General features: G+C 65.0%; 20 protein-coding genes. 10 read left to right on the top strand and 10 right to left on the bottom strand.

The annotated features are described in order from the left end of the window. Positions 1–11: 11 nt before the first annotated feature. From mtgA to mpl, 7 genes are all read right to left on the bottom strand, one after another. Positions 12–734 carry a monofunctional biosynthetic peptidoglycan transglycosylase gene (gene mtgA, locus NX774_RS17895; protein ID WP_258823622.1) on the bottom strand — a complete coding sequence of 241 codons (723 nt, stop codon included), beginning with the start codon at positions 732–734 and terminating at the stop codon, positions 12–14. After that, positions 731–1,552 (bottom strand): shikimate dehydrogenase, encoded by an 822-nt coding sequence (aroE, locus tag NX774_RS17890; RefSeq protein WP_258823621.1) that lies wholly within the window; start codon positions 1,550–1,552, stop codon positions 731–733. Before aroE ends, mtgA begins: the two co-directional genes overlap by 4 nt. Then, a complete protein-coding gene (locus tag NX774_RS17885) occupies positions 1,549–2,409 on the bottom strand; it encodes a TonB family protein (RefSeq protein ID WP_258823620.1) in 861 nt (286 codons plus the stop codon). The genes aroE and NX774_RS17885 overlap by 4 nt, the downstream gene beginning before the upstream one ends. A gap of 274 nt (positions 2,410–2,683) precedes the next feature. Next, positions 2,684–4,741 (bottom strand): RNB domain-containing ribonuclease, encoded by a 2,058-nt coding sequence (locus NX774_RS17880; RefSeq protein ID WP_258823619.1) that lies wholly within the window; start codon positions 4,739–4,741, stop codon positions 2,684–2,686. A 2-nt stretch (positions 4,742–4,743) separates the two neighbouring features. Further along, positions 4,744–5,328 (bottom strand): chorismate--pyruvate lyase family protein, encoded by a 585-nt coding sequence (locus NX774_RS17875; protein WP_258823618.1) that lies wholly within the window; start codon positions 5,326–5,328, stop codon positions 4,744–4,746. Further along, entirely contained in the window at positions 5,325–5,903 is a 579-nt protein-coding gene (locus NX774_RS17870) for a YqiA/YcfP family alpha/beta fold hydrolase (RefSeq protein ID WP_258823617.1), read from the bottom strand. The genes NX774_RS17875 and NX774_RS17870 overlap by 4 nt, the downstream gene beginning before the upstream one ends. Then, positions 5,900–7,285: a UDP-N-acetylmuramate:L-alanyl-gamma-D-glutamyl-meso-diaminopimelate ligase gene (gene mpl, locus NX774_RS17865; RefSeq protein WP_258823616.1), complete on the bottom strand. Its 1,386-nt coding sequence runs from the start codon at positions 7,283–7,285 to the stop codon at positions 5,900–5,902. The genes NX774_RS17870 and mpl overlap by 4 nt, the downstream gene beginning before the upstream one ends. A gap of 79 nt (positions 7,286–7,364) precedes the next feature. Here mpl and NX774_RS17860 point away from each other — a divergent pair, with 79 nt between their 5' ends. The 8 genes from NX774_RS17860 to NX774_RS17825 all read left to right on the top strand — a co-directional run bounded on the left by NX774_RS17860 (position 7,365) and on the right by NX774_RS17825 (position 14,517). Next, positions 7,365–7,997, top strand: a complete 633-nt coding sequence (locus NX774_RS17860; protein ID WP_258823615.1) for a hypothetical protein — start codon at positions 7,365–7,367, stop codon at positions 7,995–7,997. Beyond that, complete coding sequence (locus NX774_RS17855) at positions 7,994–8,551, top strand: TlpA family protein disulfide reductase (RefSeq protein ID WP_258823614.1); 558 nt, start codon at positions 7,994–7,996, stop codon at positions 8,549–8,551. The genes NX774_RS17860 and NX774_RS17855 overlap by 4 nt, the downstream gene beginning before the upstream one ends. Before the next feature lie 222 nt (positions 8,552–8,773). Further along, a complete protein-coding gene (gene aroQ / locus NX774_RS17850) occupies positions 8,774–9,205 on the top strand; it encodes a type II 3-dehydroquinate dehydratase (protein ID WP_258823613.1) in 432 nt (143 codons plus the stop codon). A 92-nt stretch (positions 9,206–9,297) separates the two neighbouring features. Continuing rightward, positions 9,298–9,768: an acetyl-CoA carboxylase biotin carboxyl carrier protein gene (gene accB / locus NX774_RS17845; protein ID WP_258823612.1), complete on the top strand. Its 471-nt coding sequence runs from the start codon at positions 9,298–9,300 to the stop codon at positions 9,766–9,768. An 89-nt stretch (positions 9,769–9,857) separates the two neighbouring features. Beyond that, positions 9,858–11,258: an acetyl-CoA carboxylase biotin carboxylase subunit gene (gene accC, locus NX774_RS17840; RefSeq protein ID WP_258823611.1), complete on the top strand. Its 1,401-nt coding sequence runs from the start codon at positions 9,858–9,860 to the stop codon at positions 11,256–11,258. Continuing rightward, the gene (prmA, locus tag NX774_RS17835) at positions 11,255–12,202 is read left to right on the top strand and encodes a 50S ribosomal protein L11 methyltransferase (protein WP_258823610.1); all 948 of its coding nucleotides are present in this window, start codon (positions 11,255–11,257) and stop codon (positions 12,200–12,202) included. The genes accC and prmA overlap by 4 nt, the downstream gene beginning before the upstream one ends. Positions 12,203–12,208: 6 nt before the next feature. Then, positions 12,209–13,570 carry a zinc-ribbon and DUF3426 domain-containing protein gene (locus NX774_RS17830; protein WP_258823609.1) on the top strand — a complete coding sequence of 454 codons (1,362 nt, stop codon included), beginning with the start codon at positions 12,209–12,211 and terminating at the stop codon, positions 13,568–13,570. A gap of 8 nt (positions 13,571–13,578) precedes the next feature. Next, the gene (locus NX774_RS17825) at positions 13,579–14,517 is read left to right on the top strand and encodes a carbohydrate kinase family protein (RefSeq protein ID WP_258823608.1); all 939 of its coding nucleotides are present in this window, start codon (positions 13,579–13,581) and stop codon (positions 14,515–14,517) included. A 50-nt stretch (positions 14,518–14,567) separates the two neighbouring features. Here NX774_RS17825 and NX774_RS17820 read toward each other — a convergent pair whose 3' ends face one another. Continuing rightward, positions 14,568–14,876, bottom strand: a complete 309-nt coding sequence (locus tag NX774_RS17820) for a DUF167 domain-containing protein (protein ID WP_307731331.1) — start codon at positions 14,874–14,876, stop codon at positions 14,568–14,570. Next, positions 14,873–15,397, bottom strand: a complete 525-nt coding sequence (locus NX774_RS17815) for a YggT family protein (protein ID WP_258823607.1) — start codon at positions 15,395–15,397, stop codon at positions 14,873–14,875. The genes NX774_RS17820 and NX774_RS17815 overlap by 4 nt, the downstream gene beginning before the upstream one ends. 283 nt (positions 15,398–15,680) lie before the next feature. Here NX774_RS17815 and NX774_RS17810 point away from each other — a divergent pair, with 283 nt between their 5' ends. Continuing rightward, positions 15,681–16,628: a hypothetical protein gene (locus NX774_RS17810; RefSeq protein ID WP_258823606.1), complete on the top strand. Its 948-nt coding sequence runs from the start codon at positions 15,681–15,683 to the stop codon at positions 16,626–16,628. Positions 16,629–17,383: 755 nt separating this feature from the next. On the opposite strand, the gene NX774_RS17805 is transcribed toward NX774_RS17810, so the two are convergent. Beyond that, positions 17,384–18,376, bottom strand: a complete 993-nt coding sequence (locus NX774_RS17805; protein ID WP_258823605.1) for a LacI family DNA-binding transcriptional regulator — start codon at positions 18,374–18,376, stop codon at positions 17,384–17,386. A 363-nt stretch (positions 18,377–18,739) separates the two neighbouring features. Between NX774_RS17805 and NX774_RS17800 the strand changes: the two genes are divergently transcribed. Continuing rightward, positions 18,740–21,142, top strand: a complete 2,403-nt coding sequence (locus NX774_RS17800) for a TonB-dependent receptor (RefSeq protein ID WP_258823604.1) — start codon at positions 18,740–18,742, stop codon at positions 21,140–21,142. The last annotated feature ends 67 nt before the right edge of the window (positions 21,143–21,209 follow it).

Raw genomic sequence — 21,209 nt, 5'->3', positions numbered from 1 at the left:
CTGGTTGATGGTTAGGGCAGGTCGGCGAAATTCATCCTGCGCTGGATGATGCCGGTGCGCCGCGCCAGGTAATTGGTGTCGCGGTGCTTGTCGTAGTAGCGCGGGTTGGGCAGCATCACCGCCAGCCGCGCGGCCTGGGCCGGGCTCAGGTTGGCTGCCGTGGTGTGGAAGTAGTGGCGCGCCGCCGCCTCGGCCCCGAACACGCCCTGGCCGAACTCGACCGAGTTCAGGTAGATCTCGAGGATGCGCTCCTTGCTCATCACCGCCTCGAGCATGTAGGCGATGACCAGCTCCTGCCCTTTGCGCAGGTAGCTGCGCCAGCCCGACAGGAACAGGTTCTTGGCCAGTTGCTGGGTGATGGTGGAGCCGCCGCCCACCACCTTGTGGCGCTTGTTGTTCTTCTCGTAGGCCTTCTCGAGCGCGTCCCAGTCCACGCCATCATGCTCGGTGAAGTTGGCGTCTTCGGACGCGATCACGGCGCGTTTGAGGTTGTTGGAGATGCGGTTGTACGGCACCCACTGCTTTTCCAGCTTTGCGTTGGGATTGATCTTGCGCAGCTCGGCCAGTTGCGCGCGTTGCATGCTGGTGGACGAGGGATTGAACTGGGTCCACCAGCAGATCTGTGCGAAGAAATACAACTGCAACAGCAGCACGGCCAGGAGAGGGCCCAGGAAGATCCACTTCACCCAGCGCCGTCCTGGCTTGCCCGGGGCGGCCTTGCGTGCTTTTGTCATAGTTTGCTGCGCATGTCTTTCAGGAGTTGTTGTGTTTCAGGACGAACGCCGCGCCAGACCGTGAACGCTTCGGCCGCCTGCTCGACCAGCATGCCAAGGCCGTCGCGGGTGGTGGCGCCGTGCGCGGCCGCGAATTCCATGAATACGGTCGGGTTTTTCGCGTACATCATATCGAAAGCCAGGGTATCTTGGCAAAAAGTAACGGCAGGGATGGGCGGGATGGTGCCCCCCAGGCTGGCCGAGGTAGCGTTGATGACCACGTCGAACGGTGCGGCGATGTCCTCGAAATTGCAGGCCGACAGGCTGCAGCCGCCGGCCAGGCTGGCAAATTGCGCCACCAGTTCGTCGGCGGTGGCGCGGGTGCGGTTGGCAACCACCAGCGCGCGCGGGCCTTCTGCCAGGATCGGCAGCATGACGCCGCGGGCGGCGCCGCCGGCGCCCAGCATCAGCACGCGCTTGCCGGCCAGCGCTACCCCCGCGTTGCGCACGATGTCGGCCACCAGGCCGGCGCCGTCGGTGTTGTCGCCGACGATCTCGCCATCGCGGTAGGCCAGCGTGTTCACCGCCCCGGCGGCGCGGGCGCGCTCGGTCAGCCTGGTGGCAATGCGCGCCGCTTCCAGCTTGAATGGGACGGTGACGTTGGAGCCCTTGTAGCCCGCGGCCACCAGCTGCCGGATGGTGTCGGCAAAGCCATCGATGGGTGCCAGGCAGCGCTCGTACGAGATGTCCTGGCCGGTCTGCGCCGCGAACACGGCATGGATTTCGGGGGAACGGCTTTGCGCGATCGGGTTGCCGATCACGCAGTACTTATCGGTCATGCTCCTGCTTCCTTCACTGCTGCATCTGCTTCCAGCTTTTGCTGGTGGGTGAACCTGAACCGGGTGACGACCACCCACACGTCGTTGCGCCCGGTGCTGCGCATGTTGCGCGGGAATTTGCCGAACGGCGCGGCGCGGCGCACGATCGCCAGCGCCGCCTTGTCCAGCGCCGGGTTCCCCGAGCTTTTTTCGACGCGCGGCCCGCCCTCCTTCGTGTACAGCGTGCCATCCTGGAACACGGGAATCGTCATCACCAGGTCGCCGTACAGCTTGCGCCCGTTCTGCTGCGGGAAGTTCAGGGTGCCGACTTCCTCGACCCGCTTTTGCATCTGCTTGTAATACATCGCATAGCCCACCTCACGCGTGGACGGGCCGATGAAGGTCTTCTTCGGGCGCCGGTTCTGGTCCTCGATGCGGTCCGCGATTTCGGCGGTGGCGCGCGAGATCGCCTTGCTGGTTTCGATCATGTCCGCGCCAACGCGGTTCGGGTCGGGCTTGTCCTTTTCCGTGACCGGCGTGGCGCTGTAGGTGGACTTTTGCGCGCGCGCCAGCACATTGCGCTGCACTTCTTCCAGCTCGGCGATGCGGCGCTGCACCGCCTTCAGGCTGTCGCCGTTCTCGACCCGGCGCAGGTCGGGCAGCGGCGACTTGCTGCGGCCCTGCTCGGTCATGCCGCCGCCGTCCAGGTTGGCCTGGGCCAGCGCGTCCGGTTTGGATGGCGCATTGGCATGCTTGGCGTTGACCAGGATGACTTCCAGCCCCGGATCGGCGGGCGCCAACCGGAACGCGTCGGGCGCGGCAAAGCGCACCGCCAGCAGCAGCGCGTGCGCCAGCACCGAAACGGTGATGGCGATCATCAAGGGGCGGTTGTGTTGCGTAAGATTCAACGAGGGTGCGCCGGATGGCTGTTGATGCTGGGAATTCTCTGATTCTACCGTGCAGCGGAGGTGGTGTGGTGGGCGGCAGGCGACTCGATCGCGTTCTTTCGCCTCCCGACTCAAAACCGTCGTCCCCGCGCAGGCGGGGACCCATGCTGAGTTTGCGCTAACGCTGCCTACGCGTTAAGCCGCTGGGCAGGATGCTCGGCATGGGTCCCCGCCTCCGCGGGGACGACGTTGGTTGATCGTGGGGTCACTTCGACGGTTCGGATGCCGGTTCGGCCACGGGCTCGGCCGGAATCTCCGGCTCGATCACGGCCACCACGCCTTCGGCCTCGGCTGCCTCTTCGGCGGCGGCCTGGCCGGTATCCTCTTCCTCGTCGAACGCGATGTCGGCCTCGTCGGCCACGCCCGCCACTTCGAGCAGGCGCGCTTCCAGCGACAGGTCCACCTCATCCCAGCGGATGATGTCCAGCCGCACCTGCGCGCCGCGCGCCGTCTGTGGCATGCCCGGCAGGCGGATGATGAGCGGAATCTCGACCAGGCGCAGCACCTCCTCCTTGAGCACCACCGCGTCCACCACCTTGGCATTTTCCTGCGCCAGCCAGCGCAGGCACCAGTAGCGCTCCATGTTCTGCTGGAAGTCGTTGTAGGCGGCATACGCGGCGTCGAACGCCGACACGATCGAGAACAGCGTCGCGTCGCGCGGCTTGAACGGCGCCACCAGCGGCGCGGTCACGCCGTGCTCGGCACAGGCCAGGATCTGCCACTGGTTGACCAGGTCGGTGTAGCGGCGCAGCGGCGAGGTGCTCCAAGCGTACTGGTCCACGCCCAGCCCCTGGTGCGGGGCCGCGTGGGTGACCATGCGCACCTGCATCTTGGCGTTCCAGCCCGCGCCGCTGCCGGCGCCCTGCGAACGGTAGATGCCCGGCACGCCAGAGTCGTGCAGCAGCTTGCCCCAGGTGCTGTTGGCGAAGATCATCAGCTCGGCCACGATCTTGTCCAGCGGCGCGCCACGCTTGCGGCGCACGATGGTGACCACGTCGTCCTCGACGTAGAAGTTGAAGTCCACGCGGTTGGCCTGCTCGGGCTTCAGGCCGAACGCCTCGCGCTTTTTCATGCGGCCCGCTTCCAGCTGCAGCGCCCATTTCCACAGCAGCGCCAGCTCGGTCTTGTGCGGGTAGTCGCCCTCGCCCGACTCCAGCGTCTGTTCGTTGACCACGTCGTCCAGGTCGTTGTGGCGCAGGTTGCTCTTGATCGGCACGCGCTCGGCGCGGGTGGTGGTCGAGATCACCGACCAGTCGGCCGGGTTGAGCGTGGCGTACAGCGACAGCGCCGGGCAGTTGTTGCCTTCGGCCAGCGTGAACGCTTCCACGACCTCGTCCGGCAGCATCGTGATCTTGTCGCCGGGCATGTACACGGTGGACATGCGGGCGCGCGCGATCTTGTCGATGGCGTCGTCCGGCTTGATGCCCAGGCCCGGCGCGGCGATGTGGATGCCCACCACCACAGTGCCATCGTCCAGATGGCGCACCGAGAGCGCATCGTCGATTTCGGTGGTGGTCACGTCGTCGATCGAGAAGGCCTCCACCTCGGCCAGCGGCAGGTCGGCAGGAGCGGCCGGCACGGCCACCTGCGGGAAGCCGGCGCCGCGCGGGAAGTTCTCGAACAGGAAGCGCGACATGTGCAGGTTCTTGGGCGAGTCGATGCCGCCGGTGGCCAGCATCAGGCGTGCCGGCGTGGTCTGCAGTTCCTCGGCGGCCGTTTCCAGCGCCTTGTATTCGATCGTGTTCTTGTCCGGCTTGAACAGCAGTTGGTGGACCTGCGGCTTCATCGACTCGGGCAGCTTGCCGGCCTTCAGTTCCTCGACGTAGCCAGCCTGCACGATGGCCTGCTGCTTCTTGCGCTCGATGCCGGCCAGCGCCGCGCGCAGCGACTGTTCCGGCGCCGCCTTGTAGCGTCCGCGGCCCTTCTTGTAGAAATAGATCGGCGCGCCGTGCAGCGCCAGCACCAGCCCGGCCGCCTCGGGCGGCAGCGGCGCATGGCCAAAGTACTCGGCGCCCAGCTCGGCAAAGCCGAATTCTTCCTGTCCTGCCACTTCCCAGAGGAATTCGAGGTCGACGTCGGCGGCGATCGCCTTGGCCTGGTCCAGCAGTTCGGCCGGCGACGGCTTGTCGAACTGCAGCAGCACATCCTTGGCCTTGACCTTGGTGCGCTTACCGCTTGGCATTTCGACCTGGTAGGCCTCGCCCTGCTGCTGCAGCACGGCGCCGACCTTGAAGTCTCCCGATTCTTCGAAAAATAGGTTCATCGTTATCGTCGTTTGGTGTTGGGTTCGGCCGCTGGCAGGTTCAGCACAGGGGGCAAGAATACCTCCGTGACCAGCAGCAGGCCTTGATGGCGGCGGTAGACACAGCGCCGCGCGTAGTAAACCTGGTCGCGCAAGGTGCCGCCCAGCGCGGCGTTGGCACGCACGAGCAGCGGGTGGCCAGCGCGGATGCGCGCGAATTCAAGCTGGCCTCGTTTGACCAGCGGATCGTAAAACAGTGTCGTGCCGAGCGACCGTTCGCCCAGGGCGGAAAACAGCGGCCAGTCGGTGGCGGTGCTCGATGCGGTCACGACCGTGTGCGCGAACACCACAGGCTCGCCGTCACAGCGCAGCAGCACCTCGCGTTCCAACACGCGGCCGGGGCGGCGCATGCCGATCGCAAGCGCTTCGTCGGGCAGGCAGATGGCGCCGGCCTGGCGCAGGCGCTGCACCCGGAAGTGGCTGCTCGATGCGACCAGCCGCGCCGTCAGCGAACCGGGTGTGACCAGCCAGTCGCGCATGCGCGCGCTCGCCTGCACGCCATTCGCGTGCGGCAGCCAGCGCGCCTGGCGCAGCGATGCGGTCCTCACTGCAGCGCTTTCTTGCCGCAGAACGCGAGCACCTCGTCCACATACTGCGGAAATTCCGGGATCGCATGGTTGCTGCCTTCGATCACGTGCTGGCGCGCGCCTGCATAGTGGCGCACCATGTCGCGGTAGTCCAGCACCTCGTCGCCGGTGGCGGCCAGCAGGAAATAGCGTTCCGGGCGCGTGATGTGCGCCACGCGCAAGGCGGCAAGCTCGCCAATATATTCCTGCTTGAATTCGAACGGCTCGTCCGAATGCCAGGCCGTGGTCACGCCGACGTGCTTTTCCAGGTCCTTGAGCGGATCGACTGCCGGGTTGAGCAGCACGGCGCGGCAGCCCAGGCGTTCGGCCAGCCAGGTGGCATAGAACCCGCCCAGCGACGAGCCGATGATGGCCAGTTCGTCCGCCGGGTAGCGCTCGACCAGCTTGAGCACCAGCTCCATGGCCGCGCCAGGCGAAGCAGGGAGCTGGGGGCAGATCAGCTCATCCGCCCGGCCCGCCGCCTTCATCTGCTCGAACACCACCCGCGCCTTGAACGAGCGCGGCGAGGATCGGAATCCGTGCAGGTACAGAATCATTTGGCCAGCGCCTCGAGCAGCTTCTGGTGGATGCCGCCAAAGCCGCCATTGCTCATCACCAGGATGTGGTCGCCCGGCTGGGCCGCTGCCACGATCGCCTGCACCATGTAATCGAGCTGGTCAAAGGTGTGCGCGATCGCGCCCATCGGCTTGAGCGCATCGCCCAGTGACCAGCCCAGTGCCTGCTGGCTGCCAAAGCCGAACACCAGGTCCGCGTCCTTCAGGCTGCCCGGCAGCGCGTCCTTCATGGCGCCCAGCTTCATGGTGTTGGAACGCGGCTCCAGCACTGCCAGGATGCGGCCGGTGCTGCCAATTTTCTGGCGCAGGCCGCCAACGGTGGTGGCGATCGCGGTCGGATGGTGGGCAAAGTCGTCGTACACGGTCACGCCATTGACGACGCCGCGCACTTCCATGCGCCGCTTGACGTTCTGGAAGCGCGACAGCGATTCGACCGCCTGGGCGGGCGGCACGCCCACGCTGCGGGCGGCGGCAATCGCGGCCAGCGCGTTGTAGCGGTTGTGCTTGCCGGTCAGGTCCCACTTCACGGTGCCCTGCTTCTCGCCGTTGAACACAACGTCGAAGCTGGCGCCGCCGGGGTGCTCGACCAGCGTCCAGTTCACGCCCTCGGACGCGCCGAAGGTCTCCTTCTCGCTCCAGCAGCCGCGCTTGAGCACGCGCGCGAGCGACGCCTCGTCGCCGTTGGCGATGATGCGGCCCACGCCCGGCACCGTGCGCACCAGGTGGTGGAATTGGGTTTCGATGGCGCCGATGTCGGGGAAGATGTCGGCGTGGTCGTATTCCAGGTTGTTCAGCACCGCCGTCTTGGCGTGGTAGTGCACGAACTTGCTGCGCTTGTCGAAGAAGGCGGTGTCGTACTCGTCGGCCTCGATGACGAAGAAGTCAGATCGGGCCGCGCCAGGCTCCTTGTCGCCGCCCAATCGCGCCGAGATGCCGAAGTTCATCGGCACGCCGCCGATCAGGAAGCCGGGCGCGTAGCCGGCGTCTTCCAGGATCCAGGCCAGCATCGAGGTGGTCGTGGTCTTGCCGTGCGTGCCGGCCACGGCCAGCACCCACTTGTTGCGCAGAATATGGTCGCCAATCCACTGCGGGCCCGACACGTAGGGCAGGCTGCGGTTCAGGATCTCCTCGATCAGCGGATTACCACGAGTCATCACATTGCCGATCACGTACAGGTCGGGGTTGAGCGACACCTGGTCCGGGCTGTAGCCCTGGATCAGCTCGATGCCCTGGGATTCGAGCTGCACGCTCATCGGGGGATAGACATTGGCGTCGCAGCCGGTGACGCGATGGCCCGCCTCCTTGGCCAGGACCGCAAGGCCGCCCATGAAGGTGCCGCAAATACCGAGGATGTGAATATGCATGGGTAGAGGAGAGGAAATGGCGAAACCGCGATTTTACCTGACGCGATGCCATTTTCCGTTCGGGAGTATCATCGAACCCATGAATCCGAGCCAAACCAACGACCCGCAGGCGCTGCGTTCGCAGATCGCGGCCACCGCCGCCCGCATGATCGCCGAGGACGGCGCCGATTACGCCACCGCCCGCCGCAAGGCGGCACGCAAGGTGCTAGGGGTGGACCAGCCGCACGCGAACCTGCTTCCCGACAATATCCAGATCGAGGACGAGGTGCGCCGCTACCAGGCCCTGTTCCAGGGGCCGCAGCAGGCCGCGCGCCTCAAGCGCTTGCGCCGCGCCGCGCTCGAGGTGATGGACGAGCTGGCCGAGTTCCGGCCCTACCTCACTGGCGCGGTGCTCAACGGCACTGCCGGCGAGTATGACGACATCCGCCTGCAACTGTTCGCCGACAGCGCCAAGGAAGTCGAGATCTTCCTATTAAATAGAAACGTCAATATAGAGATCTCCGAAATGCCCCACTTCAAGGGCGCCCGGCATGACCCGGTTGAAACGGTGAGCTTCCTGTGGCATAACGAGGCCGTGCACGCGGAGCTATACGAAATGAATGACCTGCGCGGTGCGCTCAAGCCGCGCTCGGACGGGCGGCTGCAGCGCGTGGACGCGGCCGGCCTGCGCGCCCTGATGACGACTGACGAAACACTGGAACAAGACGAATGAGCAAGAAGAATGTACTCGGGTACGCGCTGATCGCCCTCGCCTTCGGCGCGATGGGCGCGCTCGTGGGGTTCAACCAGAAAGACGGGGCCGGGCCGATCACCACCGCCTACGCCGCGACCGACGGCCGGCCGCACACCGCGGTCACCAACCTGTTCGCGCAATCGTTCAACGACGCCGGCGGCAAGCCGCAGGCATTGTCGCAATGGCAAGGAAAGCCCTTGCTGGTCAATTTCTGGGCGCCATGGTGTGCACCCTGCGTGCGCGAGATGCCCGAGCTGGACGCCCTGGCCCGGGAAATGAAGGCCAAGCAGGTGAACGTGATCGGGATCGGCATCGACAGCCCGGCCAATATCGCGGCTTTTGCGGGGCGTTTGAAGATTTCTTATCCGCTGTACGTGGCAGGCATGGGCGGCACCGACCTGGCGCGCGAGTTCGGCAACGAAGCGGGCGGGTTGCCGTACACGGTGCTGATCGGGGCCGACGGGCAAGTCAAGAAAACCTACCTTGGTTCGCTCAAGTTCGACCAGCTGCGGGCCGACCTGGCCAAGCTCTGATTTGTAGGGTGGGCGGGTCTCCCGCCCACGCGTACAAGCGGCGCGGGCACTGACTGAACGCGTGGGCGGGGAACCCGCCCACCCTACGGGAAACGCCGCATTTCGTTCCGCACGAACGGTCGTTCACTTATTTATCTGCCTATACAAAGCATTACAATATCGCTTGCCAATAGGAGATGTTGGCGTCAAAATGCCTGACTTTCGGGCAACCAGACCTTCAACATGGCGAAAAAGCTCCTGCTGCTCAACGGCCCCAACCTGAATCTCTTGGGGACACGAGAGCCTGCGGTGTACGGCACCACGACGCTCGCCGACATCGAGCAAGCCGCACAAGCCCAGGCAGCCGCGGCCGGCGCAACGCTCGCTTGCTTCCAGAGTAACCATGAAGGGGCGCTGATTGACCGCGTCCATGCCGCGCGCCTCGAAGGGGTCGATGCGATCATCATCAACCCGGGCGGACTGACCCACACCAGCGTGGCCTTGCGTGATGCGCTGGCCGGGGTCGCCATCCCGTTCGTGGAAGTCCATCTCTCTAATATTTACCAGCGAGAGGAGTTCCGCCACCATTCGTACCTGTCTGCCATCGCGCGCGGCACGATCTGCGGGCTGGGCGCCGATGGATATAGGTTTGCCATCGACTTCGCGCTTAAATAGCGTTAATCTACGTCAACTTCACGCATTCTGTGTGCTTCGCGGCGCCGCCGTAGGGCATACTCAACAACACCAATAATTCCAAGGGGTTTCACATGGATCTACGAAAACTCAAGACTTTGATCGATCTCGTCGCAGAGTCCGACATCGCTGAACTCGAAGTGACCGAGGGCGAAAGCAAAGTTCGCATCGTCAAATCCTCCGGGATCCCGCAGAACCAGGTCCTGATGATGCCGCCGGCCGGCGTGCAGCAATACAGTGCCCCGGCAGCTGCACCGCAGGTGGCCGCCCCTGCCGCCGCACCCGCAGCCGCAGCCCCGGCCGCCGAAACCGGCCACGTGGTCAAGTCGCCGATGGTCGGCACCTTCTACCGTTCGTCCGCCCCGGGCGCCCCGGCCTTCGTCGAGGTCGGCGCCACCGTGAAGGAAGGCGACACCCTGTGCATCATCGAAGCGATGAAGCTGCTGAACGAAATCGACGCCGACATCTCCGGCACCGTCACCAAGATCCTGGTGGAGAATGGCCAGCCGGTCGAATTCGGCCAGCCGCTGTTCGTGATCGGCTAATACGCCCGCAAGCGGCGCGGGCCCGCCCAGGCCCTTTCGACTGTCGTACCCGGCCGCGCAAGGCCGGCCTTCACAGAACTACCTGAACCATGTTTGAAAAAATCCTCATCGCCAATCGTGGTGAAATCGCGCTGCGTATCCAGCGCGCGTGCCGCGAATTGGGCATCAAGACCGTCGTCGTGCACTCCGAGGCGGACAAGGACGCCAAATACGTGAAGCTGGCGGACGAGTCGGTGTGCATCGGCCCGGCGCAGTCGGCACTGAGCTACCTGAACATGCCGGCGATCATCAGCGCGGCCGAAGTGACCGACGCCGAGGCGATCCACCCGGGCTACGGCTTCCTGTCGGAGAACGCCGACTTTGCCGAGCGCGTCGAGAAATCGGGCTTCGTGTTCATCGGCCCGCGTTCCGACTCGATCCGGCTGATGGGCGACAAGGTCTCGGCCAAGCAGGCGATGATCAAGGCCGGCGTGCCCTGCGTGCCCGGCTCGGATGGCGCCCTGAGCGACGACCCGAAGGAAATCATCCAGACCGCGCGCAAGATCGGCTACCCGGTCATCATCAAGGCGGCCGGCGGCGGTGGTGGGCGCGGCATGCGCGTGGTGCACACCGAGGCGGCACTGCTGAACGCGGTGGCGATGACCAAGGCAGAGGCCGGCACGGCATTCGGCAACCCCGAGGTCTACATGGAAAAGTTCCTGGAGAATCCGCGCCACGTGGAAATCCAGGTGCTGGCTGACGAACACCGGAACGCCGTCTGGCTGGGCGAGCGCGACTGCTCGATGCAGCGCCGCCACCAGAAGGTGATCGAGGAAGCGCCCGCACCCGGCATCAACCGCAAGCTGATCGAGAAGATCGGCGACCGCTGCGCCGAAGCCTGCCGCAAGATCGGCTACCGCGGCGCGGGCACCTTCGAGTTCCTGTACGAGAATGGCGAGTTCTACTTCATCGAGATGAACACCCGCGTGCAGGTCGAGCACCCGGTGACCGAAATGATCACCGGCATCGACATCGTGCAGGAGCAGATCCGCATCGCCTGCGGCGAAAAGCTGCGCTTCAAGCAGCGCGACATCATGCTGTCGGGCCACGCGATCGAGTGCCGCATCAACGCCGAAGACCCGTTCAAGTTCATCCCGTCGCCGGGCCGCATCATCAACTGGCACGCGCCGGGCGGCCCTGGCATCCGCGTCGATTCGCACGCCTACAACGGTTACTACGTGCCGCCGCACTACGATTCGATGGTCGGCAAGGTGATCGCCTATGGCGCCACCCGCGAGCAGGCGATCCGCCGCATGCAGATTGCGCTTTCGGAAATGGTGGTTGAGGGTATCATGACGAATATCCCGCTGCACCGCGAGCTGATGGTGGACGCGCGCTTCATCGAAGGCGGCACCAACATCCACTACCTCGAGCACAAGCTGGCCCACAAGCCGGACCTGGAGAAGGAAGGCGCCCTCGGCGCCAAATCGGAGACCAAGGCAGAAGCATGAGCTGGACCGAAGTAGTCATCGAGATCGATCGTGAACATGCCGAGGCGCTGTCCGACGCCTTGATGGAGGCTGGCGCGCTGTCGGTCTCGGTGGAGGACGCGGACGAAGGCACGGCGCAGGAAAAGCCGCTGTTCGGCGAGCCGGGATTGACCCCGTCCGAAGCCGCGTGGGACCGCTCGCGCGTGGTGGCCCTGACCGACGTGGATGCCGACCAGGGCGCCATCGTGGCCGAGGCGGCCGACGCCATCAACCTGGCCAAGGCGCCCGCCTTCACCACCCGCGCGGTGGACGACGCCGACTGGGTGCGCCTGACGCAGTCGCAGTTCGAGCCTATCCACATCGGCAAGAACATCTGGGTGGTGCCAAGCTGGCACGACGCCCCGGACCCGAGCGCGCTCGTGCTCGAACTCGACCCGGGCCTGGCGTTTGGCACCGGCAGCCACCCCACCACCCGCCTGTGCATGGAATGGCTGGAAGCGCATCCGGCGCCGGGCAAGACCGTGCTCGATTACGGCTGCGGCTCCGGCATCCTGGCGATGGTCGCCAAGAAGCTGGGCGCGGGCGAAGTGAACGGCGTGGACATCGACCCGCAGGCGATCGAGTCGGCGCACGCGAACGCCGAGCGCAACGGCTGCGCGATCGACTACTTCCTGCCGGACCAATTCGCTGCATCGAGCCATGCGCAGCAACGCTACGACACCGTCGTGGCCAACATCCTGTCGAGCCCATTGAAGCTGATGGCGCCGATGCTGTCCGGCCGCGTGGCGCCGGGCGGATCGCTGGTTCTCTCGGGCGTGCTGGAACGCCAGGCCGAGGAAGTGGCCGCGGCGTACGCTCCTTTCATCAAGCTGGGCGTCTGGGCCTCGCAGGACGGCTGGGTCGCCCTTCATGGGCAGCTCGGCAGCGACACAGCACCGCCGCCGCGCATGCCCCGCGCGGAGTAAAGGCCCATGGCGCTTGCCACTCGATGCCCCCACTGTAAGACTACTTTCCGGGTCGCCCAGGACCAGTTGAAACTGCGTGGGGGCATAGTGCGCTGTGGCGCCTGCCACGAAATCTTCGACGGCAACGCCAGCCTGGTCGATCTGGATGCCAAACCGGCCGTCGAACCAGAAGTAACCGCCGAAGCCCCTGCGGACGAGCAGGAGGTGCCGGTCTACACCATCGAACTGGACAAGACCCTCGACCCGCTGGGCATCCTGCCCGAACCCGAACCCGAGAACGAGCCGGAGCCGGAGCCGCAGCCGCAGGCCGTACCGCACGAGCCGCACGACGAAGTGGTGGAGAGCACCGAGGAAGCCGAGGGCTTCGCGTCGGGCGACTCTGAATTCTTTGAAGCCGAAACCCCAGTTGCCAACACCGTGGCCGACACCACCTGGCACGAACCGGAGAGCGCCACCGTCGAGGGCGGTGCAGACGAACAGGCACAGGTTCCCGTCGAGCCGGCATTCGCGGCCGAGAGCACGCTCGCCGAGCCCGCATTCGAAGCGCACGCGCCGCAAGCCACAGGCCGCGTCGAGCCCACCTTCGACCTGCCGGTCGAAGAAGAACTGGTGGCTGCCGCCCTGCCCGATCACCACGACGAGCCTACGCTGCAGGCCCACGCCGACATGGCGCATCATTTCGCCGGCACCGAGCACGCGCCGCTGCCGATGCGCGAGTCGGCCGCCGACACCCACGTCCCGCCGCCCGCTCCCGCTGCCAAGCCGGCGCGTGCGCGCCTGGGCAATCGCCGTTCCAAGCTCAGCCCAACCAAGATCCCGCCGCCCAAGCTGCGCGTGCCCGAGATCGACGAGCCCGATTTCGTCAAGCGCGGCCGCCAGCAGGAGCAATCGGGCAAGCGGCGCCGCATCCTGATGGCTGTCGGCTCGGTGGTGCTCGCGCTGCTGCTGGTGGCGCAGGCGATGACGGTCTTGCGCAACGACCTCGCCGCGCGCGTGCCGGCGATGAAACCGGCGCTGGCCGCCGTGTGCGCGGCGCTGCGCTGCCGCGTGGAGCTGCCGGCGCGGATCGACAACCTGGCCATCGAAACAGGCGAACTGCAAACGCTCGCCCCCGACACCTACGTGCTCACCACCCTGCTGCACAACCAGGGCGGCAGCGCACAGGCGTGGCCCGCCATTGAACTGGCGCTCACCGACGCCAACGACAAACCGCTGGTGCGCCGTGTGTTCGCGCCCGCGGAATACCTGCCACACGGCGTTGCGGCGACGGCCGGCTTCGGCCCGCACGCGGAGCAGCCGGTCAAGCTCTACTTCAAGCTTGACCAGCTCAAGCCCTCCGGCTACCACATCGCCGTTTTCTACCCATAAGGCTTCACATGACCAAGACCTCGCTGATCTGCGGATCGCTCGCATTCGACAAGATCATGCAGTACCACGGCCGCTTCGGCGAAACCCTGCTGGCCGACCAGCTGCACCGCGTGAACGTATCGTTCCTGGTGCCCACGCTGCGCACCGAGTACGGCGGCTGCGCGGCCAACATCGCCTACAACCTCAAGCTGCTGGGCGGCGACCCGCTCATCATGGCGACCATCGGCCAGGACGGCGGCGAGTACCTGCAGCGCTTCGACAAGCTGGGGATCTCCACGCGCGCGATCCGCACCATCGGCCACGCCTACACCGCGCAGTGCTTCGTCACCGCGGACCTGGACAACAACCAGATCAACGCCTTCCACCCGGGCGCCATGCAGTTCGCGCACGAGAACAACGTGGCCGACTGCGGACCGCTGGCGGTGGCGATCATCGCCCCGGACGGACGCGAGGGCATGCTCAAGCACGCGCGCGACTGCGCGGCGCTGGGCGTGCCGTTCATGTTCGACCCGGGCCAGCAGCTGCCGATGTTCTCCGGCGAGGAGCTGATCACCTTCATCGACCAGGCCACCTACCTGGCCGCGAACGACTACGAGTTCGAGATGGTGATGGACCGCACCGGCCTGACGCTGGGCGACATCGCCAAGCGGCTGGACGCGCTGATCATCACGCGCGGCGACAAGGGTTCGGAGATCCACGCCGGCGGCGAGCGCCACGACATCCCGGCGGTGCCGGCGGAAAAGGTGGTGGACCCGACCGGCTGCGGCGACGCCTACCGCGCCGGCCTCTTGTACGGGATCACCAACGGCTTCGACTGGCCCACGACCGGGCGCCTGGCAAGCCTGCTCGGCTCGATCAAGATCGCGCACCAGGGCGGCCAGAACCACAGCTTCACGGCAGAAGAGATCGCGACGACGTTCGAGCGCGCATTCGGCTACCGCTTCTGAATCTACCGTCGTCCCGGCGCACGCCGGGACGACGTGCTCGGGTAATCGGCCTAAGCAGGCAGCAACACCTTTGCCACGTCGGCAGGCGTCAGCGATGTGGAACGGACCTCCACCAGCTTGCGCTTGTTGGTCTGACCATGGGTGATGGTGACGGCGCTCTTGGGCACCTTCAGCGCGCCGGCGAGGAACTTGATGAGCGCCTCGTTGGCCTTCCCTTCGATCGGCTGCGCCGCCAGCTTGAGCTTGAGCGCGTCGTCCAGCACGCCGATCACCTCGGTCTTTTTCGCATTCGGGGTGATCTGCACCGCGATGCGCACCCCGCCGGCGATGGCGGAGCACCACTTCGATTCGATCGTCAAAAGAACAGGCGCCCCAACACAATCTGTACCACCTGCAGCAAGAGCAGCGCGACGAGTACCGACAGGTCGATACCGCCGATCAGCGGCACCACGCGGCGGATCGGGCGCAGCAAGGGGTAGTTCAGCGCGCTAATGAAGGGCGCCAGCGGGGCGTTCGGGTTCACCCAGCTGAACACCGCATCGATGATGAGCAGCGCCATGAAGCCGTAGATGATCCAGTTGAGGAACCGGAACACGGCCATCAGGAAGACCACCTCGCCGCTCGCGCCCTGGAGCAGCAGGACCGAGGTCGCCAGCACCACCACCAGGAACGCGCCGATCAGGCTGGCCCAGTCGTAGCCGCCCATGCCTGGCACGATGCGGCGCAAGGGGCGCACCAGCCAGTCCGACAGCGTGAACGTGAACTGCGCAACCGGGGCCGGCGGGCGCACGCGCGTGACCTGCATCCAGAAACGCAGCAGCAGCACGCCACCGAGCACACTGGCTGCCGCATCGACGATCAACTGAAGAATACTGAGCACGGCCACTCCTTGAAAAACGTGTTGTGCGAACGATGGTCGGAGAACTATACGCACAAAAAAAAACCGCCGTGTGAACTGATCACACAGCGGTATTGTGCCTGATCCAGGCAGAGCTGGCTATTACGGGCGACTGCTGGTCGGGAACGGCCATGCTGCGGCCGGAGCCAGCACGGTCTTGGCCGGAGCGGCGGTCGGCGCCGGAGCTGCTGCTGCCGGTGCTGCCGGTGCTGCCGGTTTTGCTTCAGCGGCCGGTGCTGCCGGTTTGGCTGCCGGAGCTGCCTTCTTGGCGGCCGGCTTCTTCGCTGCCGGCTTCTTGGCGGCTGCCGGTTTGGCTGCGACTGCCGGCTTGGCTGCTGCCGGTTTTGCTGCAGCTGCCGGTTTGGCGGCGGCTTTCTTCGCTACCGGCTTGGTAGCTGCTGCCTTTGCTGCCGGCTTGGCAGCGACTTTCTTGGCGGCCGGCTTGGCGGCCGGTTTCGCTGCAGCCTTTTTAGCGGCCGGCTTGGCCGCGGCTTTTTTTGCTGCAGGCTTCGCAGCGGCTTTCTTGGCGGCCGGTTTAGCTGCCGGCTTGGCGGCGGCTTTCTTGGCTACCGGCTTGGCAGCAGCTTTCTTGGCTGCCGGCTTGGCCGCGGCTTTGGTGGCGGCTGCTTTTTTAGCTGCCGGTTTTGCGGCGGCTTTCTTTGCGGCCGGCTTTGCTGCGGCTTTCTTGGCTACCGGCTTGGCGGCGGCTTTCTTGGCTGCCGGCTTCGCGGCGGCTTTCTTGGCTACCGGTTTTGCGGCTGCCTTGCTTGCGGTTGCTTTCTTGGCTGCCGGTTTTGCGGCGGCTTTCTTTGCTACCGGCTTGGCTGCTGCTTTCTTTGCTGCCGGTTTAGCGGCGGCTTTGGTTGCGGCTGCCTTTTTAGCTACCGGCTTGGCTGCTGCTTTCTTTGCTGCCGGTTTTGCAGCTGCTTTGGTGGCGGTTGCTTTTTTGGCGACCGGCTTGGCTGCTGCCTTCTTGGCTGCCGGCTTGGCGGCGGCTTTGGTGGCGGTTGCTTTCTTCGCTGCCGGTTTAGCGGCTGCTTTTGCTGCCGGCTTGGCGGCGGCCTTGGCTGCCGGTTTGGCGGCGGCGGCTTTCTTGACCGGCTTCTCGGCGGCGGCCTTGGCGGCCGGTTTAGCGGCGGCTTTTGCGGCCGGCTTCTTTGCTGCGGGTTTCTTAGCGGCTGTTGCCATTTTTGTTCTCCTTCATCTGCGATGAGAAAATACGCTACAAGGTTTAAACCCGTCCGGCCTCCCGGCCAGGCGAATTATTCATCGGCACAAACGCTACACGTTGTTTATGCTAATGAATTCGGCACCAGCTGAACTGCTGCAACTCCTCACGATTGCAGCACTTCAGCCGTCGCCGCCAGCCTTTCGACCGGCGACACTGGTACTTCAAGTTACGCTGTCCACATCGCAGCCCGCAGACGGGCACGAAAAGAAAAAGCCGCCATGCCTGAACTAATCAGGCAGTGCGGCTTGTTCTTTTCATTAAGCTTACGTGCATACTGATGAGGTCAGCGTCCCATTTTTTGATCGGTTTTTTGTCCAGATCCCGCGCAAAATTTTTTGCGTGTTCACCTTTTGACAAATTCAATCACGTAAAGTACACGAAAACCTTGTCAGTGCGCAACTGGCGCACATAATTTTCAGTCACTTTTGCAATCGGATCATCGCGCGTGCGGCGGGTTTTGAATCCGGCAGCGGTGTTGAAGGCACCAGATACCACCCGCCAAACGGACAGATGCGCGTGCGACCGGAAACGAAGCAGTATCGATAAACACTGGATGTTTGCAAAATTGGCTCATCAATAAGGCCGCGAAAATCTCACCGGCACCGGCAGATGAAAAACGATCGGTGCGCGCTGCGGCAGTGTGCGCAGATTTGCATGCTCAATGTCGCAAACACGCGACTACTTTGAAGCGCACGCGCGCGAAAACATGGTGGCCGCATCGATGCGCAGAGGCTTCGCTAGCCGATCCGCCGCACCGACTCGCGCACCTCAAGGCTCAGCTGGGGAAGATCGATGTCCGGCTTTTCGTGCCGGATCATCGCGAGGATCGCCTGGCCGAGGCAGCGGCCGACTTCAAACAAAGGCTGGCGCACGGTGGTGAGCGGCGGCGTGGTGCACATCGAACTGTGCAAGTCGTCGAAGCCGACAATCGAGATATCTTCCGGCACGCGGATGCCGCGCCGGTACAGCGCCAGCCGCGCGCCGTAGGCGGTCAGGTCGTTGCCGGCAAAAATAGCCGTGAAGCGTTCGCCCGATTCCAGCAAGCGCTCGACCGCCAGCAAGCCGCCAGTCTCGAGAAAATCGCCCGCCTCGATCAACCTGGGGTTGCGCTGGATTTTGTGTTTGGCCAGCGTATCGCGATAGCCTTTCAGCCGCGCCTGCGCATCCTCGTGGTCCGGAGGGCCGGCGATAAATGCGATGTTCCGGTGCCCCTGCATGATCAGGTATTCAACCGCATCGCACACCGCCTTGTAGTTGTCCAGGCTGAAGCCATAGGCGTGCTTGCCCTCCAGCTGGCGGCCGAACGCCACAATGGGCACCCGGTTCGACAGCTTGAGGATCTGGCTGTCCTTGAGCCTGCCGGACAGGATGACCACGCCATCGACCCGCCGCGCGATCAGCAACTCCATGCGCTCGGCTTCCTCCTGCGCGCGCCAGTGGCCGGACACGATCAGGGGCGCGTACCCGGCGCCCTGCAACGCATCGTCGATACCGGCCATGGCGTCGGCAAAGTACCCCGACATCAGCGACTGGGTGAGCACGCCGATGGTGCGCGTGCTGCCGCTCTTGAGGTTTTGGGCCAGCACGTTGGGCTTGTAGTTGAGGCGCTCGATCACGCTTTCGATGGCCTTGCGCTTTTCATCGGACACCTTGGCCGTGCCGTTCAGGAAGCGGGAAACCGTGGCCGCTGACACGCCGGCGACGCGTGCGACCTCATGAACCGTGACCATTGGCGTGCTGCTGGAGTCTTTCATCATTGGGCGTGCGTTGGATTGACGTGGGCGGCGCTTGCCGCGGCCGCCCGAGTATAACAGCGAGAAACCGATTTCAGAAACGCTTTCACGTCACCGGCACGCGCCGAGCGTGTACCAGTCCGGCCTGCGCTAGCCCATCACGCCGCAACACTCCCTCTACAAAAGGCGAATTGACTGGCGCCTGTGGCTCGTCAAACCACCGTTCAAAATTTCGTTTGACTTTCCTTTCGATCAACAATAACATGAAATCGATTTCATAAACATCATGAAATCGGCAGCACCGGACACTAAGACAGGGAAACCCTGCACCGTACATAACCACAATAGTTAGGAGACAGTATGAAAAAATCTGCCCTTCGGGGTGTGCGTGCCAGCTCGCCTATCCAGCTTGCGATCCTGGTCCTGCTCACCGGCATGAACGCATCGCATGCACAGACGACCCCGTCCGACAGCGCGCCGGAAGCCCCGGCGGCGGACGGCGCCAAGATGGCCGAAGTGATCATCACCGCCACCAAGCGTTCGACCTCGCTGCAAAAGACGCCGGTCGCGGTCACCGCCCTGAACGCGGCCAGCCTCGAAGACAACCACGTGCAGACCCTGATCGACGTGGTGAACCTGGTGCCGGGCTTCCAGGCCACCGGACAGGGCGACCACGGCGTGATCACCATGACCATGCGCGGCGTGGGCAACGACAGCGCCAAGACCGAGTACGCCGACCCGGAGGTGGCCACCTTTGTCGATGGCATCTACTCCCCGCGCCCGGAAGGCGCCACCAGCCTGCTGTTCGACCTTGACGCGATCGAGGTGCTGCGCGGCCCGCAAGGCACGCTGTGGGGCCGCAACTCGACGGTCGGCGCGGTCAACATGCAGACCGCCAAACCGGTGCTGGGCCAGACCAGCGGCACGGTGGAAGCCGGCGTTGGCGACTACGGCCGGCTCGGCGCGCGCGGCGCCGTCAATGTGCCGCTCGGCGACACGGCAGCCATGCGCATCGCGTTCGTGCACGAACAGCACGACGGCTACGTGGACTACCAGAAGCTGCCGGTTCCCTCGCAGGAAAGCCAGCGTGCGGCCTGGCTGGCCAGCGGCGGCAGCGCCTCGGCCTTCCTGCCGATCAACCCGAACCAGTTCGTCGTGGGCGGGCCGAAATACTACGCGCAGGACCAGAGCGCGGTGCGCCTGTCGCTGCTGTGGCAGCCATCGCGGTCGTGGAAGTGGAACGTGGCCTACGAGCGCTTTGCCGACCGTGGCACCCCGGCGATGAACTTGATGCAGGCCCCGCGCGCCGGCCAGGACCGCTGGTCGGCCCTGATCGACACCGCTCCCTCGCTGCATCGCGACACCAGCTCGCTGCGCAGCCGTGTCGAATACACCGTCAACGATGCGATGGCGCTGTCGTACATTGCCGGCTATTCGAAGTTCGACGGCTCCTCCACCTTCGACCAGGACGGCGGCGTGAGCGTGCCGACCAGCTTTGGCACCGGCGCCACCTACCAGGCCAACAACACCGTCTCGTCGCACTACACCAACTACAGCCACGAGCTGGAGCTGCAATCGACCGGCAAGCGCGAGCTGGACTGGCAACTTGGCCTGTACTACGCGGCGGAAGAAAACAGCATCCGCTTCGATATCCCGGTCTTCAACGGCACCCAGCAGGGCACGGTTGCGTGGCAGGGCTCGTTCATCCAACCGAAAGAGACGGTGAAATCCTCGGCCGCGTTCGGCCAGGCCACCTGGAACATCGGCGACAGCCTGCACCTGACCGGCGGCGCACGCTACACCCACGACCGTCGCACCAACGAGGGCGGCAACGGCTACACCTGGAACTACGACGCCAGCGTGCCACAGGTGCCGGTCTCGCCGTCGATCGACCCGCGCCTGCCCGGCCAGGGCTACAGCCCGGGCGTGCCGTCCAACGACGGGGTCTATACCGGCCAGAAGGTGACCGGCCTGGCGCGGCTGGCCTATGACATCGACCGAAACAACATGGTCTATGCCAGCGTCTCGACCGGCTACAAGTCGGGCGGCCTGCAAGACGGCGGCAAGACCTATGGCGCCGAGACCCTGACCAACTACGAGATCGGCACCAAGAGCTCGCTGCTGGGCGGCGCCCTGCAGATCAATAACGCCCTGTTCTACGAGAAGTTCAAGGACTTCCAGTTCAGCGCGCCGGTGACCAACCCGGACGGCACCCGTGGCCTGGCCACCAACAACGCCGAGGGCGCAAAAATCTACGGTCTGGAATCGGAAATCACCGCCCGCTTCGGCCGCGACGACCGCCTGCAGATGGCGCTGGCCTACACGCCCCACGCCAAGCTCGGCCACCTGATCGGCGGCTCGAACGACTACGCCCTGCCCAAGTGCGCCGTGCCCGGCATTAGTACCTGCCTGGACGTGACCGGCAACGAGATGCCGCACACGCCCAAATTCGCGGCGCAGGTGCAGTACCAGCACGTGTTCCGCCTGGCCGACGGCGCCATGCTGACGCCGCGCCTGAGCACCCACTACGAAACGGCATCGTGGCTGTCGGTGTTCAACCTGGGTGAAGGCGACCGCCAGAAAGCCTACACCCGCAGCGACATTGGCCTGCGCTACGCGCACGACAAGTGGTGGATCGATGCCTTCGTGCGCAATGTGGGCGACGTCAACGTCAAGACCAGCGCCATGAACGGCTTCGGCGCCTGGGTCGCACAGTACCTGCCGCCGCGCACCATCGGCATCAACGCCGGCCTGGAGTTCTGAGCCGCCGGCCACGGTCCCCGGCCGGTGCCGGGGACCGCGCCAACCTTCGACATCATCCAACACCTGC

This window comes from Massilia agilis (assembly GCF_024756255.1).
Taxonomy (GTDB): Bacteria; Pseudomonadota; Gammaproteobacteria; order Burkholderiales; family Burkholderiaceae_D; genus Telluria; species Telluria agilis.
The sequence above is the reverse complement of the archived record's forward strand: the minus strand, read 5'-3'. Positions and strand labels throughout refer to the sequence as shown.

Coding starts and splice junctions, on each gene's coding strand:
- mtgA (WP_258823622.1), bottom strand. CDS start 734: ATGACAAAAGCACGCAAGGCCGCCCCGGGCAAGCCAGGACGGCGCTGG.
- aroE (WP_258823621.1), bottom strand. CDS start 1,552: ATGACCGATAAGTACTGCGTGATCGGCAACCCGATCGCGCAAAGCCGT.
- NX774_RS17885 (WP_258823620.1), bottom strand. CDS start 2,409: ATGATCGCCATCACCGTTTCGGTGCTGGCGCACGCGCTGCTGCTGGCG.
- NX774_RS17880 (WP_258823619.1), bottom strand. CDS start 4,741: ATGAACCTATTTTTCGAAGAATCGGGAGACTTCAAGGTCGGCGCCGTG.
- NX774_RS17870 (WP_258823617.1), bottom strand. CDS start 5,903: ATGATTCTGTACCTGCACGGATTCCGATCCTCGCCGCGCTCGTTCAAG.
- mpl (WP_258823616.1), bottom strand. CDS start 7,285: ATGCATATTCACATCCTCGGTATTTGCGGCACCTTCATGGGCGGCCTT.
- NX774_RS17860 (WP_258823615.1), top strand. CDS start 7,365: ATGAATCCGAGCCAAACCAACGACCCGCAGGCGCTGCGTTCGCAGATC.
- NX774_RS17855 (WP_258823614.1), top strand. CDS start 7,994: ATGAGCAAGAAGAATGTACTCGGGTACGCGCTGATCGCCCTCGCCTTC.
- aroQ (WP_258823613.1), top strand. CDS start 8,774: ATGGCGAAAAAGCTCCTGCTGCTCAACGGCCCCAACCTGAATCTCTTG.
- accB (WP_258823612.1), top strand. CDS start 9,298: ATGGATCTACGAAAACTCAAGACTTTGATCGATCTCGTCGCAGAGTCC.
- accC (WP_258823611.1), top strand. CDS start 9,858: ATGTTTGAAAAAATCCTCATCGCCAATCGTGGTGAAATCGCGCTGCGT.
- prmA (WP_258823610.1), top strand. CDS start 11,255: ATGAGCTGGACCGAAGTAGTCATCGAGATCGATCGTGAACATGCCGAG.
- NX774_RS17830 (WP_258823609.1), top strand. CDS start 12,209: ATGGCGCTTGCCACTCGATGCCCCCACTGTAAGACTACTTTCCGGGTC.
- NX774_RS17825 (WP_258823608.1), top strand. CDS start 13,579: ATGACCAAGACCTCGCTGATCTGCGGATCGCTCGCATTCGACAAGATC.
- NX774_RS17805 (WP_258823605.1), bottom strand. CDS start 18,376: ATGGTCACGGTTCATGAGGTCGCACGCGTCGCCGGCGTGTCAGCGGCC.
- NX774_RS17800 (WP_258823604.1), top strand. CDS start 18,740: ATGAAAAAATCTGCCCTTCGGGGTGTGCGTGCCAGCTCGCCTATCCAG.